Origin of the sequence: Staphylococcus sp. HMSC055C03 (genome assembly GCF_001809385.1) — a bacterium.
GTDB classification, from domain to species: Bacteria; Bacillota; Bacilli; order Staphylococcales; family Staphylococcaceae; genus Staphylococcus; species Staphylococcus simulans.
Genome location: NZ_KV797514.1, coordinates 308,384 through 326,122 on the forward strand (window position 1 = coordinate 308,384; position 17,739 = coordinate 326,122).

Consider the following 17,739-nt stretch of genomic DNA (forward strand, 5'->3'; position numbering starts at 1 on the left):
ACTTTATGTATAAAAATTATAACATGTCTCAACTCTCACTGCCACTAACGACTGACTTTAATTTTCCTAAAAATGACACAGCATTAATTGTTAATGAAATTGTAGAAGGGATTTCTGAAGATAGATTTATTAGATATCAAAATCGTAGAGGTGCTTAATCTTATAATTCACGTATGATGCTTAAAATAATTCTATACGCATGTAGTAATTCGATATTTTCCGGTCGGAAAATTGAATTTGCTTTAAAGGACAGCATTAGGTTTATGTGGTTAGCTCAAGAACAGACACCTAGTTATAAAACTATTAATCGTTTCCGTTCTAATCCTAAAACCAATGAATTAATCAAAGAATGTTTTACAGAATTCAGAGAGTTTTTAGTGACTAACAATTATATAGATGAAGATGCTGTTTACATCGATGGCACAAAAATTGAAGCTGATGCAAATAAATATACTTTTGTTTGGAAGGCCAACACAGAACGGTATAGTAAAGCTAATATAAAGAAATCGAAAGAAGTATACGACGACTTAATGGTAAATGAACTTTTATCGAGTTTAAAAGAGGAATTATCTGAAGAACTACAAGTCCATGAATTACAGGCAATCGAAGATTGCTTAATTCAAAAAATTGATGCATTAACTGAAGAAATTGATGCTAGTAAGGATACTGGAAAAAGAAAAATAATTCGTTCAAAACGTACGCTTTTGAAAAAATATAAAAAGGTAGTAAGTGAGTGTAAAGAGAAAAATGTGAAATACGAAGAACAAAAACGAATTTTAGGTAGTAGAAATAGTTATTCCAAAATAGATCACGATGCAACTTTTATGAGAATGAAAGATAATCATATGAGAAATGGTCAATTAAAAGCTGCATATAATATTCAAGTGGGAGCCAACAATCAATTTGCATTAGCGTTTGGTGTCTATCAGAATCCAACAGATACAAGAAACTTAGAAATGTTTTTATATAGAATTCAAGAAATAAATGGTGACTTACCAGAAAATATTGTATGTGATGCAGGATATGGCAGTGAAAGTAATTATGGAATGATAATAGATGTATTTAATAGAACGTCTTTGATGCCGTACGGCATGTTTTTAAAAGAACAGAAAAGAAAGCATAAACACAATACTTATAACTCATTAAATTTGGAATATGATGAGAAAGATGACAGATATATTTGTCCTCATGATAGGCTTTTATTCTTTTCTGGATATAGATTTCGAAACGATAAGTATGGATATCAATGCCAATTTAAAGAGTACAAATGTTATGACTGTGTGAGTTGTCCACATAGAGATGAGTGTATGAATCCAAAAACCAAACTTGATACCTTAAAAAACAATCAGAGGAAATATGGTTTGGGAATACTATAAACATTTCAAAAGAGAAAAGCTTTCAGATCCAAAAACTTCATCAATTTATAAAAGAAGAAAAATTGATGTTGTAACTTTTTTGTAAGCTAAAGGCTAATTGGGGTTTCACTCGAATGTATGTAAGGGGTATTCGAAAAGTTGAAACAAAAGTTGGCATAGCATGTACGGCCGTGAATATTAGGAAATTAGCAGCTCTACGAGCTGAAAATTTCTTGAACAAAATAAAAAAGAACGATTTTCATTTTATATGTGAAAGTCGTTCTTTTTATCAGATTCCAGAACAATTATGTCCCGGCCCCTTTCATAGATTTAACCACTTATTCATTTAATAATCAGAATCTGATTCTAATCCTTGAATAATTTGTACACCAGCACTTGCGCCTACACGAGTTGCGCCTGCATCTAGCATAGCTTTGAAGTCTTCTAAGTTACGAACGCCGCCTGAAGCTTTGACTTCTAATGTGTCGCCAACGACTTCTTTCATTAATTTTACATCTTCAACTGTCGCGCCGCCGCCAGCAAAGCCAGTAGAAGTTTTCACAAAGTGTGCACCTGCTGCTTTACTTAATTCAGATGCTTTACGTTTTTCTTCATCTGTCAGTAACACTGTTTCGATAATCACTTTAACGGTACGACCATCAGCAGCTTTAACAACCGCTTCAATATCTTGTTGTACCTCATCATAGCGTTTGTCTTTTAATGCACCGATATTAATAACCATATCTAATTCATCTGCACCATTTTTCACTGCATCTTCTACTTCAAATGCTTTTGTCGCTGTTGTATTTGCGCCTAATGGGAATCCGACGACTGTACATACTAGTACGTCAGAATCTGCTAATGCTTCTGCCGCATGTTTCACGTAAGTCGGGTTGATACATACAGATTTAAATTGATATTCCTTTGCTTCTTCAATCAACTTATCAATTTGTTCTAAAGTAGTATCTGGTTTTAATAAAGTATGATCAATATACTTCGCATAATTCATTTGTATACATCCTCCAATTTGGTTGTTTACTTTCACATATAATATAACGTATTCAATTATCATTTTACCAAATATTTTAACTCGCTAAAATATAAGAGATGTTCAACTTGTTTCAATTTCACTCTTTTAATGAAATCATACCTGAATTGTCATTAAATAAGCCCAACTGTGTATAGTAATTCTCGCAAATTATAGGCTTGCGTGTTATCTTTAACTTAACTTATTTTTTATTAAAGGAGCAGATAAATATGACTCAAGGTACACCGCATATTCAACCAAATGGTGCTAAAATCGCGAAAACAGTTTTAATGCCAGGTGACCCGCTGCGCGCAAAATATATCGCAGATAATTATTTAGAAGATGTCGTACAATTTAACGAAGTTCGTAATATGTTCGGTTATACAGGCACATATAAAGGTAAAGAAGTTTCAGTAATGGGTTCAGGTATGGGGATTCCAAGTATTGGTATCTATTCATATGAGCTTTATAACACGTTTGATGTAGATACAATTATTCGTATCGGTTCATGTGGTGCATTACAAGAAGACGTAAATCTTTACGATATTATTATTGCACAAGGTGCTTCTACAAACTCTAACTATGTAGATCAATACAACATTCCTGGTCATTTCGCACCATTAGCTGACTTTGATTTAATGGTCGAAGCTAAAAATGTTGCAGACAAAGTCGGCGCAACGACTCATGTTGGTAATATCCTTTCTTCTGATACGTTCTATAACGCTGACTCAACATTCAACCAACAATGGCAACGTATGGGTATTTTAGGTATTGAAATGGAATCTGCAGGTTTATACTTAAACGCAACTTATGCAGGTAAAAAAGCATTAGGTATCTTCACAGTAAGTGACCACATCTTACGTGATGAAGCTACAACACCTGAAGAACGTCAAAACTCATTTACACAAATGATGGAAATTGCGTTAGAAATCGCATAATCTATTCAATATATTTTAAGGCGAAGCTCAACTCAGCTTCGCCTTTTTTTATAATTTCATTTAATATTATTTCTTATCATAACCATAATCTAGATATTCTTCTAATGTCTGATGTTGATTATGGATGTCTTTCGCATGTTTAAGGCCGACATATCTGAAATGCCAAGGTTCATATTGATAACCTGTAATATGTTCTTTACCTTTCGGATATCGAAGAATAAAACCATATTCATGCGCATGTTCAGCAAGCCATTTACCTTCAGGTGTTTCACCATATGCTTCTAAGAAATCTTTATTTCCTGGTGGTGTGCCCACATCGAAAGCTAAGCCTGTTTGATGTTCAGAAAAGCCAGGTCTAGCACTATATTTATCAGCGGCTTTCTGACCATCACGAGCCACATAACTATTATAAAGTCCGACTTGTTCTTGATAAGATCTGAATCCGCTGCGATAGACAATATTTAATCCTTCTTTTTTCGCATCTTGCATCATTTCATTTAAATGTTGTCTCGCTGTTTGATTTTCTCCACGATTATAGTGTTTTGAAATCGATACCTTTTTATTCACTAACATTAAACCATCAACAGTTGTCACACCATTTTTCTTGTTCACTTGATGTTGTTGTTTAGGTTGTGGTGCTTTTTTAGTGTCTTGTTGTGCTGATTGCTTGTTCTCCTTGTTGTCGTTTTGTTCTGATGTACTGCCGCAAGCTGTTAATAATAAACTAGCAGCCAAAGTACCCGCAATTAATTTATTCATCCCGTTATCACCTCATCAACTTTCACATCTATATTATAGAACGCATAATATATTTTTCAACATCCTTTTATGAAACTTTAAAATACTTTCACAAAAGAAAAACCAAGCCATGGTTCTTCTTGACCACGGCTTGGTTTTATCATTATAAGTTATTTGATTGGTGCTTATTTGCCTAGGAATGATTGGAACATCCATTTGTGTTTATCAACTGATGTTTGTAATGCGATTAACATATCTTGAGATACATCATCTTCTGCATCTCCTGCAACTTCTACTGCTTTAGCAAGTTGTTCAGAAATGTTAGTGAAGTCTTTAGAAATTGATTGAACCATATCTTCAGCAGTTTTTTCTGATTCTGCTTCATCTACAATTGCTACATCTAAGCTATTTTTCAATGTCGCAACTGGGCTGCCGCCGATTGCTAAGATACGTTCTGCTAATTCATCAATGTGTTCACTTGCTTCGTTATATAATTCTTCAAATTTAACGTGTAATGAGAAGAAATGAGGACCTTTCACAAACCAATGGAAGTTGTGAATTTTTGTATATAATACTGTCCAGTTTGCTACTTGTTCGTTTAATACATTTACTACATCTTGTTTATTTGCCATAAAAATAATCGCTCCTTTAAGTTGTCGTTTTCTCTCTTTGTAATAGTTATTATATTATAATCATTCTAATCTGTAAAGCTATATCTCCTCTAATTTAAAATTATTATAAACTAGAGTTCTAAGATGTTGTATCTGCTTTCTCTATTACTTTACCCTGCTTGGAAGCTTTTAACACATTAATAACACTTATTACTAAGCCATTTAAAAGGATGTGACATTTAATGCTTGCCCATTATAAACAAGTAGTTCATTTTATTTTCATTCTCAATTAAATATTCTTAGGCAATTCAATAAAGAATGAGCGTTCATAATCAGTAGGTTCTTGCCATTCTGCATGCCACATCTTATCTCGGTTATTCGCAAATAAATCATAACCGAAGTTACGCAATGGTTTCGGTACAAGCGTTAATAGGACACCTATCCATTTTTCTTCTGTTAATGACATCAACAATTTTGCGATAGCTGTAGATTTGAAATAAAGATGGTCCCCTTCTTGCAGTACGACAGTATTCATTTTTAATATGCCTGGATGTCTGCGTTCTAATTCTTGGCCTGCAGTACCTTTTAATGTCGCAAACTCATAACTTTTAGATAAACCGTGTCTAATTAACCATATCGCATAGTTATAGCAATACACACAGTTTGCATCATAATAAATAATCGGCATTCTATTACTCCTTTCTCGTTCAGTCTTTCATCTATTATTTAATATACCCGTTTAGAATTACCATTAATTTTTCATTAAAAAAAGTCTTAGATGGGACGTAACCCTCTAAGACTCATATCTATATTAGTCGTGATTTACTTTGACAATTCGTGCATATTTTAAGAATTGTTCTGAGTATTTTTGTTTAATCGTTTCTAAATCATCATATGTGACACCGATGATATGCCAGTTTGGATTAAAGTGATAGAAAGAATCTTTATCACGTGACCATCTGATCATAGAACCATCTCGATTATAACGTGGCAATGTCACTTCATAGCCTTCTAACACATTGATATACGTTTGGAAAATATCTGGATCAATACGATTGAAGTTATCAATGACTAAATAGCTGCGATCTGTTCTCGGCATCAATTCTGTAATGAAACCTTCTCTGTAATAAAGCGCTCCTGCTTCATTTGGTAAATACTTTCCATACAACATATCTTCAGAGAAGTCAGGATGTCCTGTGGTAATAACAGGTTTTGCATTGGTTTTTTGTAGTAGATTCTCTGCAGCTTTTAAGCCTTCTGCACGATCTTTATCTTGAATCACTAATAAAATAAATGGTTTAATTTCATCTTCTGTTTGTGCTACAGCATCATCTTTTTTGATGGCTTCAAATTGTGGTTTCACACTATCATTGCGACTCATTTCAAGAATCGCATCGAATTGTGCTTGAGACATACTTGCGATGGCCTGTTTGGCATTTTCTTGTAAGTAGTATAAGTTCTTTAATCTTGGATGTTTATTTAACGTCGCTAAATTTACCGGATTGATATCTTCATCATAGCGGACTTCAATTGCAGTACTATTTGTACGTCCTTGAATTGGCGGCAACTCACGAATATGTTGTGTTACTTCACCTAAACCTACCACAGAATGATCCGCATTACGGTTATAAAAAACAAGTTTATCGCCAATTTCAAGTTGCGTGTAGTAATGATAGCCGTTACGTTTAATGCCGTTGAACGTATGTGTAAATAATGTATACGTTTCACCCGGTTCAAAGTCTTTGGTTTCAGCTAAGAAGAAGTATCTCGGCACTTGTGTAGTCCCTTTACCAAGTTGTTCAATTAATTCAAATTCTTCTTTAGCGATTTGATTGAACAATGTTTCTTTCATGTTATTGATACGAAATTCTAACTGTTCACTGCGTTTTAAGTAATCTGCAGTTAATGGTTTCAAAGCTTCAGTTAAACGAAATTGTACGCGGATTTTGTGTTGTGCACCTGTTTGGACACTGATGATTTCACCGCTTCCAAGCAAACCAGCATCTGTTTGAACTTGATAAAAGATGACTTTATCACCTGGTTTTGCTTTTTTAAATGCTCGAAAGCCTTGCGTAGGATTGAATTGTGCCCCTGATTCAAACAATGTCGTCTGGCCTACTAAAGGTTCATTATGATTCCAACGATTATAACCACAGTTCAGCCAGAAATAGTTTGTTTCTTCACTCATTTTGATACTGCTCCTTCTTCATAAATATATTGATTTAAGTGCAATATACGCATTTCGCGGCTGTTAGCTTCAACCCTATATTGCAAATCTCATTCTAGCTATTTATATCAAATGCCTCTCTTTGATACAAGTCAAACTCATTATCTCGGCATTAGTAAAATTGCCATCAACGGCATGAAATTAATTAAAAATCCGCCTAACTTCAACATGTTGCTCGTTTGTTTATCTGGAATAGTAAGTAATACACATAGAATTCCTAAAATTGAAAACGCAGCTGGAATCATCAAGTTTGGATACTTAGGGAAATTCATAAAGACCCCTGCACCTGATAAAATACCGCAAATTAAAGTGATATATAAAAACTTGCGCATGCTGTTACACCTCTGTTTCTTTAAACATACGTAATCATAACTGTTAAGTCACCTTCAAAGATGTTATCTAAATCCTCAGATGTCAGTATAAAACTGCTGCCTGACGCAATTTCATAAACATCACCATCTGTAATCAATTGGCCTTCGCCATGTAACACTGTGACTAAACAAAACTCTCTTGGCTTCATATAATTTAATGTTCCTGTGATTTCCCATTTAACGACTGTAAAGGCATCATGTGTAATGTATGTTGTTCGTTTATGATTTTCAATAATTTCTGATTCTGGTATCACATTCGGACTATCTTCACGTACTTCAACGACATCTTTGGCTTTATCGATATGCATATCACGCGGCTGCCCTTGTGCATCTACACGTTCATAATCATAAATACGATATGTGACATCAGAAGCTTGTGTTACTTCATACACGACTAATCCTTTACCAATCGCATGGACAATACCATTAGGTACGAAGAAAAAGTCACCTGCTTGAACTGGGATATGTTTAAATAAATCCTGGTGTTCACCTTGATCTAAAGCTTCTACAAAGTCATCTTTAGACTCTGTATTCAAACCATAGATAATTTCAGCATCTTCATCCGCTTCAATAATGTACCAGCATTCCTTTTTACCGAAATCACCGTCTTCATGCTCATAGGCATAAGCAGTATCTGGATGTACTTGTACCGACAACGCTTCTTGTGCATCTATCATTTTAACCATTAATGGAAATTGAGCACTTGGAAAATCTCCAAATAATTCTTTATGTGTTTGCCAAACATAGCTAAGTGTTTGACCTTTAAATGGACCATTTGAAATGACACTGTCACCATGTGGGTGCGCAGAAATCGTCCATATTTCTCCAATATCTGATTCAGGTAATGAATAACCATATTTTGATAAATGGTGACTCCCCCAAATTCTTTCTTTAAAAATCGGGTCTAAAAACAATGGCATTGAAACTGTCCACCTCCGCTACTTTTTCAAACCGTACCTTACTATGTATCGATATTTTTATCTCTGATTTCTTGATGGATTCATTCATGTTAGCGTTATCTAGCATATTATAACAATATTTTGTTCAGGGTGGTAGTATCCATAATTTTTTTACAAAACTTAATCATCAAAATTTCAATCAATGTATGTTTTTTTCACATTCTTTTTTATACTTTTGATATTTTTTATCATTTTCTCTATTAAATCTACATTTTCTGTTAATTATTGCTTGTGCTAGCTGTCTGTTACCCTTTATAATAGAAGTATGTTAATAATACCTTAACATATGCTACATAAGGTAATAAAAATGATTAATATCGAACGGGTTGCTGATGCAGCTCACACTGATAAAAAATTTGCATAAGGACCTAAGCCCTGGAAAAGCTTAGGTCTTTTTAAATACAGAGAAATCCCCGAGTCATACTGTTAATTGTATGGTTCGGGGATTTATGCATTTTTATATAATTAATTTATGGTTTCTAGATATCTTCTACAACAATATAAGCCGCTTTCACTGGACCATGTACACCCACAACTAAATTCATTTCGATATCAGCTGAGTTAGATGGACCAGTAATGAAGTTTACACATGATGGGAAACGTGCATCTTCTTCGTTTTTATCGAATAAGCCGTCTGCTGCTTGAGTAAATCTTGGAACAATATTCGATTTAGGAATAATCGCAATATAAGTTTCAGGCATTAAACTTACTGCACGACCGCGTCCTTTGCCTGAGAATAGCACGATTGTGCCGCTTTCACTTAAACAATAATCACTGAAAGTAATACCCACTTGTGCAGTTTGTGCTGCTGCTTTACTTTCTTCAGGACGTGCTTCATCCCATACTGTTGTTTCAAATGCGCTTAAATCAATGTGGTATTGATCAAAGCGTGGATCATCAAAACGTACAACTGGGTTGCCGCCAAACTGTTCAATTGTTTCTTTCAATGTTTCATTCAATTGTGCTGTAGTTGTTTTCACAAATGCAGTATGAATGTTTTTACATTCTTGTTCTAAGTGGTCGACTAATTCATCTTGTGATAAGTCAGATAAAGTTTTGTATTGTGGTTGAACTGACCATTCAGGTTTGATGACTTTCTCTGGTGTTTTACGTTCTAAGGCGTTTTGAATATTTGCTAGGAATTTGTCTTTATTAGAAACTGAACCAGTCATTAGTGATTACCCTCTTTCTGTTTCAAATGTTCTTTCATCCAGTGATTGAAACGTTCTTTTTCAGGTGTTGGGAAATCTCTGGATTGTGTCCAAGCGTGTAATGGTTTTGGACCTTTTTCAACCCAACCGTCTTTATTCGCAAACGGTTTGAGGGCTGGTCCTGCCATTTTAATACTATATTGGAAAAGATGCGGTTTAGTTGTACCGATACCGAAACCTTTCATAACCAGACGTTCACCTAATGCTGATTTTTTAAGTTCTTCTGCTTCGACTTGACGGTGTTTTAAGAGTAAGTCGTGAAGCGGAATTTTAACTGGACATGCTTCAGAACATGCGGCACATAGTGATGATGCATATGGTAATTGACCATATTCTTCATAACCGCCGAGTAATGGTGATAAAACTGCACCGACTGGTCCTGGATAAATAGAACCATAACTGTGGCCGCCTGAATGACGGTACACTGGACATACGTTCATACATGCACCACAACGGATACATTGTAAGATTTCTTGGAATTGTGTACCTAAAATTGTTGAACGTCCATTATCTACGATAACTAAATGGAATTCTTCTGGTCCGTCGATTTCACCTTCACCACGAGGACCTGTTAATGTAGTGACGTAACTTGGTAATTTTTGACCTACTGCACTACGAGATAACATACCGACTAATACTTCCATTTCTTTAAATGATGGTACGATACGTTCCATACCCATAACTGTGATTTGTGTTTTAGGTACAGTTGTAGACATACGTGCATTACCTTCATTGGTAACTAAGCAGAAGCTGCCACTATCAGCAACCGCAAAGTTACATCCTGTAATACCGACTTCTGCAGCTAAGAATTTTTCACGCATAATTTTACGTACAAAGCGTGCCATTTCTGTCGGATCATCAGTACCTTCATAGCCTTCTTTCGCATGTAACACACGACGGATTTGACCGCGGTTTTTATGCAATGCAGGTGCAACGATATGTGATGGCGGATCTTCTTCATCAATTTGTAGTAAATATTCACCTAAGTCAGTTTCAACAACTTCAGCCCCTGTATCTTGTAGGACATGGTTCATATTGATTTCTTCAGTAACCATGGATTTTGACTTCACGATTTTTTTAGCATTTTTCTTTTTAACTACTTCAGCAATATAGTTAGAAGCTTCTTCTTTTGTTTCTGCGAAGTATACATGACCGCCAAGTTTCGCAACATTTTCAGATAACTGATTCAAATAATAATCTAAGTTTTCTAATGTATGTTGACGAATTTCTGCAGAAAGTTGACGCCATTCTTCCCAGTTGCCAAGTTCTTCTTGTGCTTTTAATTTTTTAACTCTTAAGCCATCTTGTGCAGAACTTACTGCACCACGCATGAATTTATTTTGTTTCTCAACTTTGAAGGCTTCTTTGAATGTTTTTTCTCCGATACGCATACCCATCTTAATGCACCGCCCCTTCAAGTTGATGATTCAACACTTCCGCAATATGAAGTACTTTTACTTTACTATTGATACGTTTTAAACGTCCTTCGATATTCATTAAACAGCTGGCATCAGCACCGATTAAGTAATCAGCCCCTGTTTCATCAACGCAATGTGCTTTTTCATCAACCATTTCACTAGAGACATCAGCCATTTTTACAGCGAATGTACCACCGAAACCGCAGCAGTTATAATACTGAGGTAATTCTACTAATTCTAATCCTTTCACATGACTTAATAGTTCTTTCGGTTCATTCACAACGCCTAATACACGTGTGATATGACAAGATGGATGAATTGTTGCTTTACCTTCTAATGATGCACCAACATCTGTTACACCTAATACATTAACGATAAATTGAGTAAGCTCATAAGATTTATCTGCCAATGCGACAGCTTCTTTATGCATTACAGGATCCTTTTCAAATAAACTTGGATAATGTTTAAACATAGTAATACAAGAACCAGATGGTGCGACAACATAATCTGAATTTTTAAATGCTTTAATCATTTGTTTAGCTGATTGTCTTGCATCATCAAAATAACCTGAGTTGTATGCTGGTTGTCCGCAGCATACTTGTGCTGTCGGATAATCTACTTCACAGCCTAGTCTTTCAAGCAATTCCACTGTCGCAACACCAATGCGTGTATGGAAAGCTTCAACTAAACAAGTTGAGAATAAACTGACTTTCATATTTTACACCCTTTCCCCGCTCGCGCATGTTACGTGAACGTATATGCCCTATTAAATTTTTAATGATTTCTAGATTCTTAATCATGAAAGCAGCAGTAATCATCCCCACAACAATTACTGTTTAGATTAAGAATAGAAACGATTACTCGTACATTATAGCGCTATTTAAACATCTAGTCATCAGATGTTTAACAATTTGTTCAAACTTTTTTGATTTCGCGAACAGTTTTTAAGCAAAATAAAAACAAGCCTCTATTTCATGAGACTTGTTCCTAATGTTTATTTTTGGCGAATATTTTCTAGAATTGTATCACGTACTTCTGCTAAATGTGATTTCATTTGTTGAACAGCTTTTTCTGAATCTTGTTGTTCAATCGCTTGATATATCTTTTGATGTTCTTCATATAAACGGCGTAATGCTTTCTCTTTATCAAATAAATACACTCTGCGCGTTTCTTTCATTGTTTCTTGAATCACATCAGAAATATTATTCAATAAATCAAATAACATATCATTTTGTGCCGATCTGGCAATTGCTAAATGGAACTTTAAATCAGCCGCTTCACCTGATGTTCCATCACCTACCGCTTTCTGCATCAATTGCAATGCAGAAGATAACGCTTCTAAATCTTCATCTGTTCGGTGTGTCGCAGCTTTTTGTACTGTCGCAAGTTCCACAACTTCTCGTAACTCTAATAAGTCTTCAATTTGTTTGCGCGTCAAACTTGATTCATTCAAATCAAAGAACACCGGTTCTTTTTTAGTCACGAACGTCCCATAGCCTTGTTTGATTTCAATGACCCCGATTGTACGTAACGCATTAAAAGCTTCTCGTACAGATGCCACACTGACACCATAGTCTTTTGCTAACGCTTGAATGGAAGGCAATTTGTCCCCGACAGCATATTCACCAGATTTAATTTGTTCTAACAAGATGTCGGCAATTTTTTCATATATCTTTGTTTTCGAAATTTTCATCGACTTTTGACCTCCATAGTTTTATCTTCTTAATTATAACAAATTCCTTCATAAACTTACTATATTACATATAAAAAAGAAGGCCATCAAAGACCTTCCTAAACAAATTTTATAATCATGATTATTTGTTTTGATAATATTGAGTCAACGCTGTATCAATTGCTTCATCGCCACTAACGACTTGGAATTCTCCACCTTGATATGCTTTGTCGCTCAAGACATTTACTATGACAGATGCAACGTCTTCACGTGGCACACTGCCTGCTTCTTCTAACTGAGCAACAATCGTTACTTTGCCAGTACCTGGATCATCTAATAAAGCACCAGGATGCACAATCGTATAATGTAAACCTGAATCACGTAAATGATTATCTGCATAATGTTTCGCAATAGTATAAGGTTTTAGTTCTGGTACACTATCAAACGCTTCACGACGAGAATCAAATGTAGAAACCATCACAAAGTGTTTCACGCCTGCTTGTTTACTTGCTTCAATAGCTTTAACTGCACCATCTAAATCAACAATGATTGTTTTATCTGCACCAGTACTGCCACCTGAACCAACAGAAAAGACCACTTGTTCAAAGCCTTTGAATTTCTTCGTAAGGTCATTAATCGTATCATTTTCAACATCTACAAGTTCTGCTTGATAACCTTCTTCTTTTGCATTACTCACTTGTTCTTCTTTACGATAAGCTGCTGTTACATCTTGGTTTGCTTCTTTTAATTGTTTTACTGCATAATGGCCAACACCACCATTGGCACCTAAGAATAAAATACTCAATGACTTCACTCCTTATCTGTTTTAACTCTTTTTATTAGTTATATGCTATGACTGTTCCCTTCATTTGTTAACCCAAAACAGACATTGTTTTCTGATATTGACTTATACATACAATCGATGTACATTATATATGAATACATGTTCATATATTAATAAGAGGAGTGAAAGTAATGTCACATCAAGAATTAAGCGGCCGTACACTCGCACAAGTGACGGACATTTTCAAAGCCTTAAGTGAACCCAATCGTATCCGAATTATGCATTTACTTGAACAAGGACCTTGCAGTGTAGGTCACATCAGCCATACGCTCAAACTTTCGCAATCAAATGTATCGCATCAATTAAAGGTACTGCGTCATGCTGAATTAGTTAAAGATCAACGACAAGGTCAATCTAAAATTTATATGCTTGATGATCAACACGTAGTTACACTGCTTTCACAAGCCATCCATCATGCAGAGCACCCGGTTGATTAGAAAGGAAGTTTTATTATGAATCATTCTCATGAACATGCACATCATCACCATCATCATGTGCATACCGACAACAAACGTGTTTTAGCTTTTTCTTTTATTATTATCGCATCCTTTATGGTCGTTGAATTAATCGGAGGATTCTTTGCGAACAGTTTAGCCTTGCTATCAGATGGTGTACATATGCTTAGTGATGCTTTTTCTCTTGGCTTAGCATTATTCGCATTTAAATATGCTGAACGTCATGCGACCATGAACATGACCTTTGGTTATAAACGTTTTGAAATCTTAGCTGCTTTATTTAATGGTGTCTTATTACTCGTTATCAGTATCGGCATTATGATTGAAGCCATTCGAAGATTTGCAGCACCTCCTGAAGTTCTCTCTACTGAAATGTTTATCATCAGTGTCATTGGTTTAGTGGTCAATATTGTAGTGGCTTGGATTATGTTGCGTGGCGGAGATACGGAACATAATATTAATATGCGCGGCGCATTCTTACATGTCTTAGGTGATTTACTTGGTTCATTAGGTGCGATTGTTGCCGCATTCTTAATTTGGGCTTTCCATTTTACTATCGCTGATCCTATTGCAAGTATGTTGGTGTCTTTATTACTCCTTAAAAGTAGTTACGGTTTAATCAAAGATTCACTTAATATCTTGATGGAAGGTACACCCAAAGATATCGATATTGATCAAGTGGTTGAAACGGTACGTGCTGAAACAGAAATCCAAAATGTGCATGACTGTCATATTTGGACGATTTCTAATGATTTAAATGCATTCAGTTGTCATGCAGTCGTAAGTGATACATTATCTATCAAAGAGTGCGAGGCATTGCTTAAACGTATTGAGCATCAATTAAACGAACTTAATGTGCATCATATGACGATTCAATTAGAGTCTGACCAAAATGAACATAGTCGCGAAACATTATGTTCACATGTCGTGACACCTTAAAACATTCAAATGAATATTTATATGATATTAAAAAACGACGTCTCATCAATCACTGAAACATCGTTTTTTAGTCTTTTGTTAATAAGCGTTCTCTATTGAATAAATTTATCAAATATCAATTGTTGGCCTGGCACATCTTTTTGTTCGAAGCCATCAATGAAACGTGTATTATCATAAGCTACTCTGACATGTTCGATATTGAATTGTTCAGGTGTAATAGTCACAATACCATATACTGTATAAGGTGCACGATTCAATCCTACTGAACCTGGATTAAAGTAAGCAACATCTTCATAAATAAAATGATGCAACGTATGATTATGACCGAATAGAATCAAATCCGCTTCTTTATCTTTAAATAGATGTGCCATATGCGATGCTGTCGGTTCAACAATTGGACTGAACGGCACTTTATCTATAGGTTGTTCTAACATCATATTTTCAATTTCATAATGAATACCTAATACTTTTTGGCTGGCCACTTCTAAGTTAAACGTTCTCGGTAATTGATTTAAATACTCGTAATACTGTGGGTTTAAATGTTCAGCAATCCAATGATGATGTTCGTAAAACTTATCTTTTAAATCTTCTGGATATGGTGTTTGATTGATGACTGACATAATTGCTTCGTCATGGTTGCCTGCAATTGATGTAATATCATCGCGTGAAGTGACCATACCTAAAACTTCATTTGTATTATGACCGATTCCAATAATATCTCCTAAATTGTAAATATGGTCAATATCCCCTCTTCTATCAATGTCTCTTAAGACTGTAGCCAATGCATCCATGTTTCCGTGGACATCTGTAAATACTGCAAATTTCATACTATCACCCTCATTAAAGTTTATAATGAAACAAAACATTACATTTTGCTTATAATCTTGATTTTTTAATTTGAAACCAAGCATTTTTTTGATATTGTGTTTATATCATATCAAAGGAGTGCTAAGCCATTGTTTAAATTTCATAAACATGCAATACAAAACGCAAAACCGCAAAATGTTAAAATAGCTCTTTTTAGTATTCTAACATTTATTGTCTTTCTATTACTGACTGGATTGACATTACAGCCGTTAACACAGAGCATCTCGATGTTTATTATGGCGATGATGTATCAATCTATGTCACCGCAAATTTTATTACCGGTGATTATCAGTCTTATCATACCATTAGCTTTCTTTATTTTTGCTGGATATCACCTGGCTGCAGGTGCCATCAATATTATTTATAAAGGTATCCATAAAGAAAAAGTCAGCTTGCTTGATGCTTTAGAAGCATTTAAAAAAGGCAGCTATTTAAGAGCTGTTAAATTAGCATTGTTTACTTTACTCTTTATCGCGATACTGAGTCTGATTCGTTACTTACTGACTCAATTGTTCAGTTTAGGTATCGGAGCGTTGTTGAGAAGCGGACAAAGTTACTTTATGGAACATGTCGGTGTATACATCGCTGTTCAATTGATCGCGCTAACTATTTTAGCGATTGTATTATCATTCTTTATTTGGACATTCACATACATCATGATTGCATATACAGTCGCATACTTTAAAGACCGTCAGGCCGGTGCATTCCAAGATGTTAAACACGCATTTAAATCTATGAAAAATGGTCATCATTCATGGTTCAAACTATTACTTGGACTTGTAGTATTAGATTTAATTGTTATTATTCTAGAAACACCTGTTTCTCAACTTGTCGCATTCTCTACAAGAAGTATTTCACAAAATGTGGCAGGCGTTTTAACAGTTGTTTTACTAGTCATTATTATCATCGTACGAATTGTCGTTTATTACTTAAACGTTAATGCGATTATCGCATTCTTCAGTACAGTGACTGATGGGGTTGTACCTCACCGTGCACCTTCTCGTCAACAACGTAAACAACAAGCAAAAGCAGAACAAAAAGAACAAGAAGAAACAACAGCTCCTGTTAAAGAAACAGAAACGAAAGAAACTGCAAAAGAAAATGATAAAGAAGTTTATCAAGATACAACTTTTGATCACTTACAATCAAAGAATAAAGAGATTGATGAACGTTCTGATGAATTTAAAAAATAAGCAATAAGAAAGCGTATGAAGGAATTATAACAAGTCCTTCATACGCTTTTTCTATTTATTGATTCAAAAGATTAGATTCTAAATAACGTGCTGCGCCATCTTCATCATTTGTATAAGAAGTGACGTCTTTTGTCAGTGCTTGAATTTCAGGGCGTGCGTTTTTCATTGCGACTGTATAATGACCGAAAGCAAACATAGAACGGTCGTTATCACTGTCACCAATTACAAGTATATCTGATTGAGGAATATTAAAGTGTTCAATCATTTCTTTAATACCTGTTCCTTTATCGATACCTTCTGCCATTGTTTCTGCATTAAAACGTGATGAGTTGGAAACTGTGATTTCTAGTTGTTTCTGTTCATCAATTAAATGTTCTCTGAATTTCGTGATTTTCTCTAAATCTGGTGTGAACATATAAATTTTAGAAAATTGCATTTGCGGCAATGTATCTACCCAGTTCACGTTGCCATTTAAAGCATGCTTACGAGAATTCCATTCACTGATACCTACATTATTCGGTGGTGTATCGCCTGCACAAGTTGCTTCAATCCATTCACGGTCTTCTTTTAAAATCATACGCTTACCGCTAAATGGAAAGACTTCATAATAAATATGTTGTGCTTTAGCACTTTCTACAATTTCAGTTACTGCTTCATATGTCAGACTATGTTCAAAAATAGTGACACCCTCTGCGTCTCCTCTTGTACCGTTAGATGAGATAACACCATCAATTTCAAAGTTTTCAGGTGTTAAATGTTCAATTTCATCAAATGAACGTCCTGTCGCAATAAAGACTTTGTATCCATTTTGACGTAATTGTTTGATTGTTTCTGTTGTTTTATCTGATACTCTATTATTTTCTTGTAAAATCGTTCCATCCATATCTAAGAATATCGCTTTTACATTATCCATT

At 34.9% G+C, this 17,739-nt stretch carries 18 protein-coding genes and 1 pseudogene; 5 read left to right on the forward strand and 14 right to left on the reverse strand.

The genetic code is table 11. The features are described 5' to 3' along the window. Window positions 1-5: 5 nt before the first annotated feature. A pseudogene (locus tag HMPREF2603_RS11930) lies at window positions 6-1,705 on the forward strand (IS1182 family transposase). On the opposite strand, the gene deoC reads toward HMPREF2603_RS11930, so the two are convergent. Next, entirely contained in the window at window positions 1,702-2,364 is a 663-nt protein-coding gene (gene deoC / locus HMPREF2603_RS11940) for a deoxyribose-phosphate aldolase (RefSeq protein WP_060804032.1), read from the reverse strand. The pseudogene HMPREF2603_RS11930 and the gene deoC overlap by 4 nt on opposite strands. A 248-nt stretch (window positions 2,365-2,612) precedes the next feature. Between deoC and deoD the strand changes: the two genes are divergently transcribed. Beyond that, on the forward strand, window positions 2,613-3,320 hold the full coding sequence (gene deoD, locus HMPREF2603_RS11945) for a purine-nucleoside phosphorylase (protein ID WP_002481817.1): 708 nt from the start codon (window positions 2,613-2,615) through the stop codon (window positions 3,318-3,320). Window positions 3,321-3,386: 66 nt separating this feature from the next. Here the strand turns inward: deoD and HMPREF2603_RS11950 are convergent, their stop codons facing one another. The 11 genes from HMPREF2603_RS11950 to HMPREF2603_RS12000 form a co-directional block, all read right to left on the reverse strand. Continuing rightward, window positions 3,387-4,079: a D-Ala-D-Ala carboxypeptidase VanY gene (locus HMPREF2603_RS11950; RefSeq protein ID WP_002481818.1), complete on the reverse strand. Its 693-nt coding sequence runs from the start codon at window positions 4,077-4,079 to the stop codon at window positions 3,387-3,389. A 164-nt stretch (window positions 4,080-4,243) separates the two neighbouring features. Continuing rightward, the gene (locus tag HMPREF2603_RS11955) at window positions 4,244-4,690 is read right to left on the reverse strand and encodes a Dps family protein (protein ID WP_060804031.1); all 447 of its coding nucleotides are present in this window, start codon (window positions 4,688-4,690) and stop codon (window positions 4,244-4,246) included. 268 nt (window positions 4,691-4,958) lie between these two features. Next, complete coding sequence (locus HMPREF2603_RS11960; RefSeq protein ID WP_002481820.1) at window positions 4,959-5,357, reverse strand: thiol-disulfide oxidoreductase DCC family protein; 399 nt, start codon at window positions 5,355-5,357, stop codon at window positions 4,959-4,961. A gap of 123 nt (window positions 5,358-5,480) precedes the next feature. Then, the gene (locus HMPREF2603_RS11965; protein WP_023016316.1) at window positions 5,481-6,857 is read right to left on the reverse strand and encodes an EVE domain-containing protein; all 1,377 of its coding nucleotides are present in this window, start codon (window positions 6,855-6,857) and stop codon (window positions 5,481-5,483) included. A gap of 140 nt (window positions 6,858-6,997) precedes the next feature. After that, window positions 6,998-7,228, reverse strand: a complete 231-nt coding sequence (locus HMPREF2603_RS11970; RefSeq protein ID WP_002481822.1) for a hypothetical protein — start codon at window positions 7,226-7,228, stop codon at window positions 6,998-7,000. Window positions 7,229-7,248: 20 nt separating this feature from the next. Then, the gene (gene manA, locus HMPREF2603_RS11975) at window positions 7,249-8,187 is read right to left on the reverse strand and encodes a mannose-6-phosphate isomerase, class I (RefSeq protein ID WP_057510761.1); all 939 of its coding nucleotides are present in this window, start codon (window positions 8,185-8,187) and stop codon (window positions 7,249-7,251) included. Window positions 8,188-8,705: 518 nt separating this feature from the next. Further along, window positions 8,706-9,398: a LutC/YkgG family protein gene (locus HMPREF2603_RS11980; RefSeq protein ID WP_060804029.1), complete on the reverse strand. Its 693-nt coding sequence runs from the start codon at window positions 9,396-9,398 to the stop codon at window positions 8,706-8,708. Continuing rightward, a complete protein-coding gene (locus HMPREF2603_RS11985; RefSeq protein ID WP_023016320.1) occupies window positions 9,398-10,834 on the reverse strand; it encodes a LutB/LldF family L-lactate oxidation iron-sulfur protein in 1,437 nt (478 codons plus the stop codon). The genes HMPREF2603_RS11980 and HMPREF2603_RS11985 overlap by 1 nt, the downstream gene beginning before the upstream one ends. A 1-nt stretch (window position 10,835) precedes the next feature. Beyond that, entirely contained in the window at window positions 10,836-11,570 is a 735-nt protein-coding gene (locus HMPREF2603_RS11990) for a (Fe-S)-binding protein (protein WP_060804028.1), read from the reverse strand. Window positions 11,571-11,849: 279 nt separating this feature from the next. Next, window positions 11,850-12,548, reverse strand: coding sequence for a FadR/GntR family transcriptional regulator (locus HMPREF2603_RS11995; RefSeq protein ID WP_060804027.1), 699 nt, complete (start codon window positions 12,546-12,548; stop codon window positions 11,850-11,852). Between the two features lie 121 nt (window positions 12,549-12,669). Continuing rightward, window positions 12,670-13,332: an SDR family oxidoreductase gene (locus tag HMPREF2603_RS12000; protein ID WP_060804026.1), complete on the reverse strand. Its 663-nt coding sequence runs from the start codon at window positions 13,330-13,332 to the stop codon at window positions 12,670-12,672. 170 nt (window positions 13,333-13,502) lie between these two features. Between HMPREF2603_RS12000 and HMPREF2603_RS12005 the strand changes: the two genes are divergently transcribed. Further along, on the forward strand, window positions 13,503-13,808 hold the full coding sequence (locus tag HMPREF2603_RS12005; protein ID WP_002481828.1) for an ArsR/SmtB family transcription factor: 306 nt from the start codon (window positions 13,503-13,505) through the stop codon (window positions 13,806-13,808). 12 nt (window positions 13,809-13,820) lie between these two features. Further along, entirely contained in the window at window positions 13,821-14,765 is a 945-nt protein-coding gene (locus HMPREF2603_RS12010; protein WP_031262882.1) for a cation diffusion facilitator family transporter, read from the forward strand. A 92-nt stretch (window positions 14,766-14,857) separates the two neighbouring features. Here HMPREF2603_RS12010 and HMPREF2603_RS12015 read toward each other — a convergent pair whose 3' ends face one another. Continuing rightward, on the reverse strand, window positions 14,858-15,592 hold the full coding sequence (locus HMPREF2603_RS12015) for a metallophosphoesterase family protein (RefSeq protein ID WP_060804025.1): 735 nt from the start codon (window positions 15,590-15,592) through the stop codon (window positions 14,858-14,860). Window positions 15,593-15,721: 129 nt separating this feature from the next. Here HMPREF2603_RS12015 and HMPREF2603_RS12020 point away from each other — a divergent pair, with 129 nt between their 5' ends. Then, complete coding sequence (locus tag HMPREF2603_RS12020; RefSeq protein ID WP_023016326.1) at window positions 15,722-16,825, forward strand: hypothetical protein; 1,104 nt, start codon at window positions 15,722-15,724, stop codon at window positions 16,823-16,825. Between the two features lie 55 nt (window positions 16,826-16,880). Here HMPREF2603_RS12020 and HMPREF2603_RS12025 read toward each other — a convergent pair whose 3' ends face one another. Then, window positions 16,881-17,738 (reverse strand): HAD family hydrolase, encoded by an 858-nt coding sequence (locus tag HMPREF2603_RS12025; protein ID WP_060804024.1) that lies wholly within the window; start codon window positions 17,736-17,738, stop codon window positions 16,881-16,883. Window position 17,739: the final 1 nt, after the last annotated feature.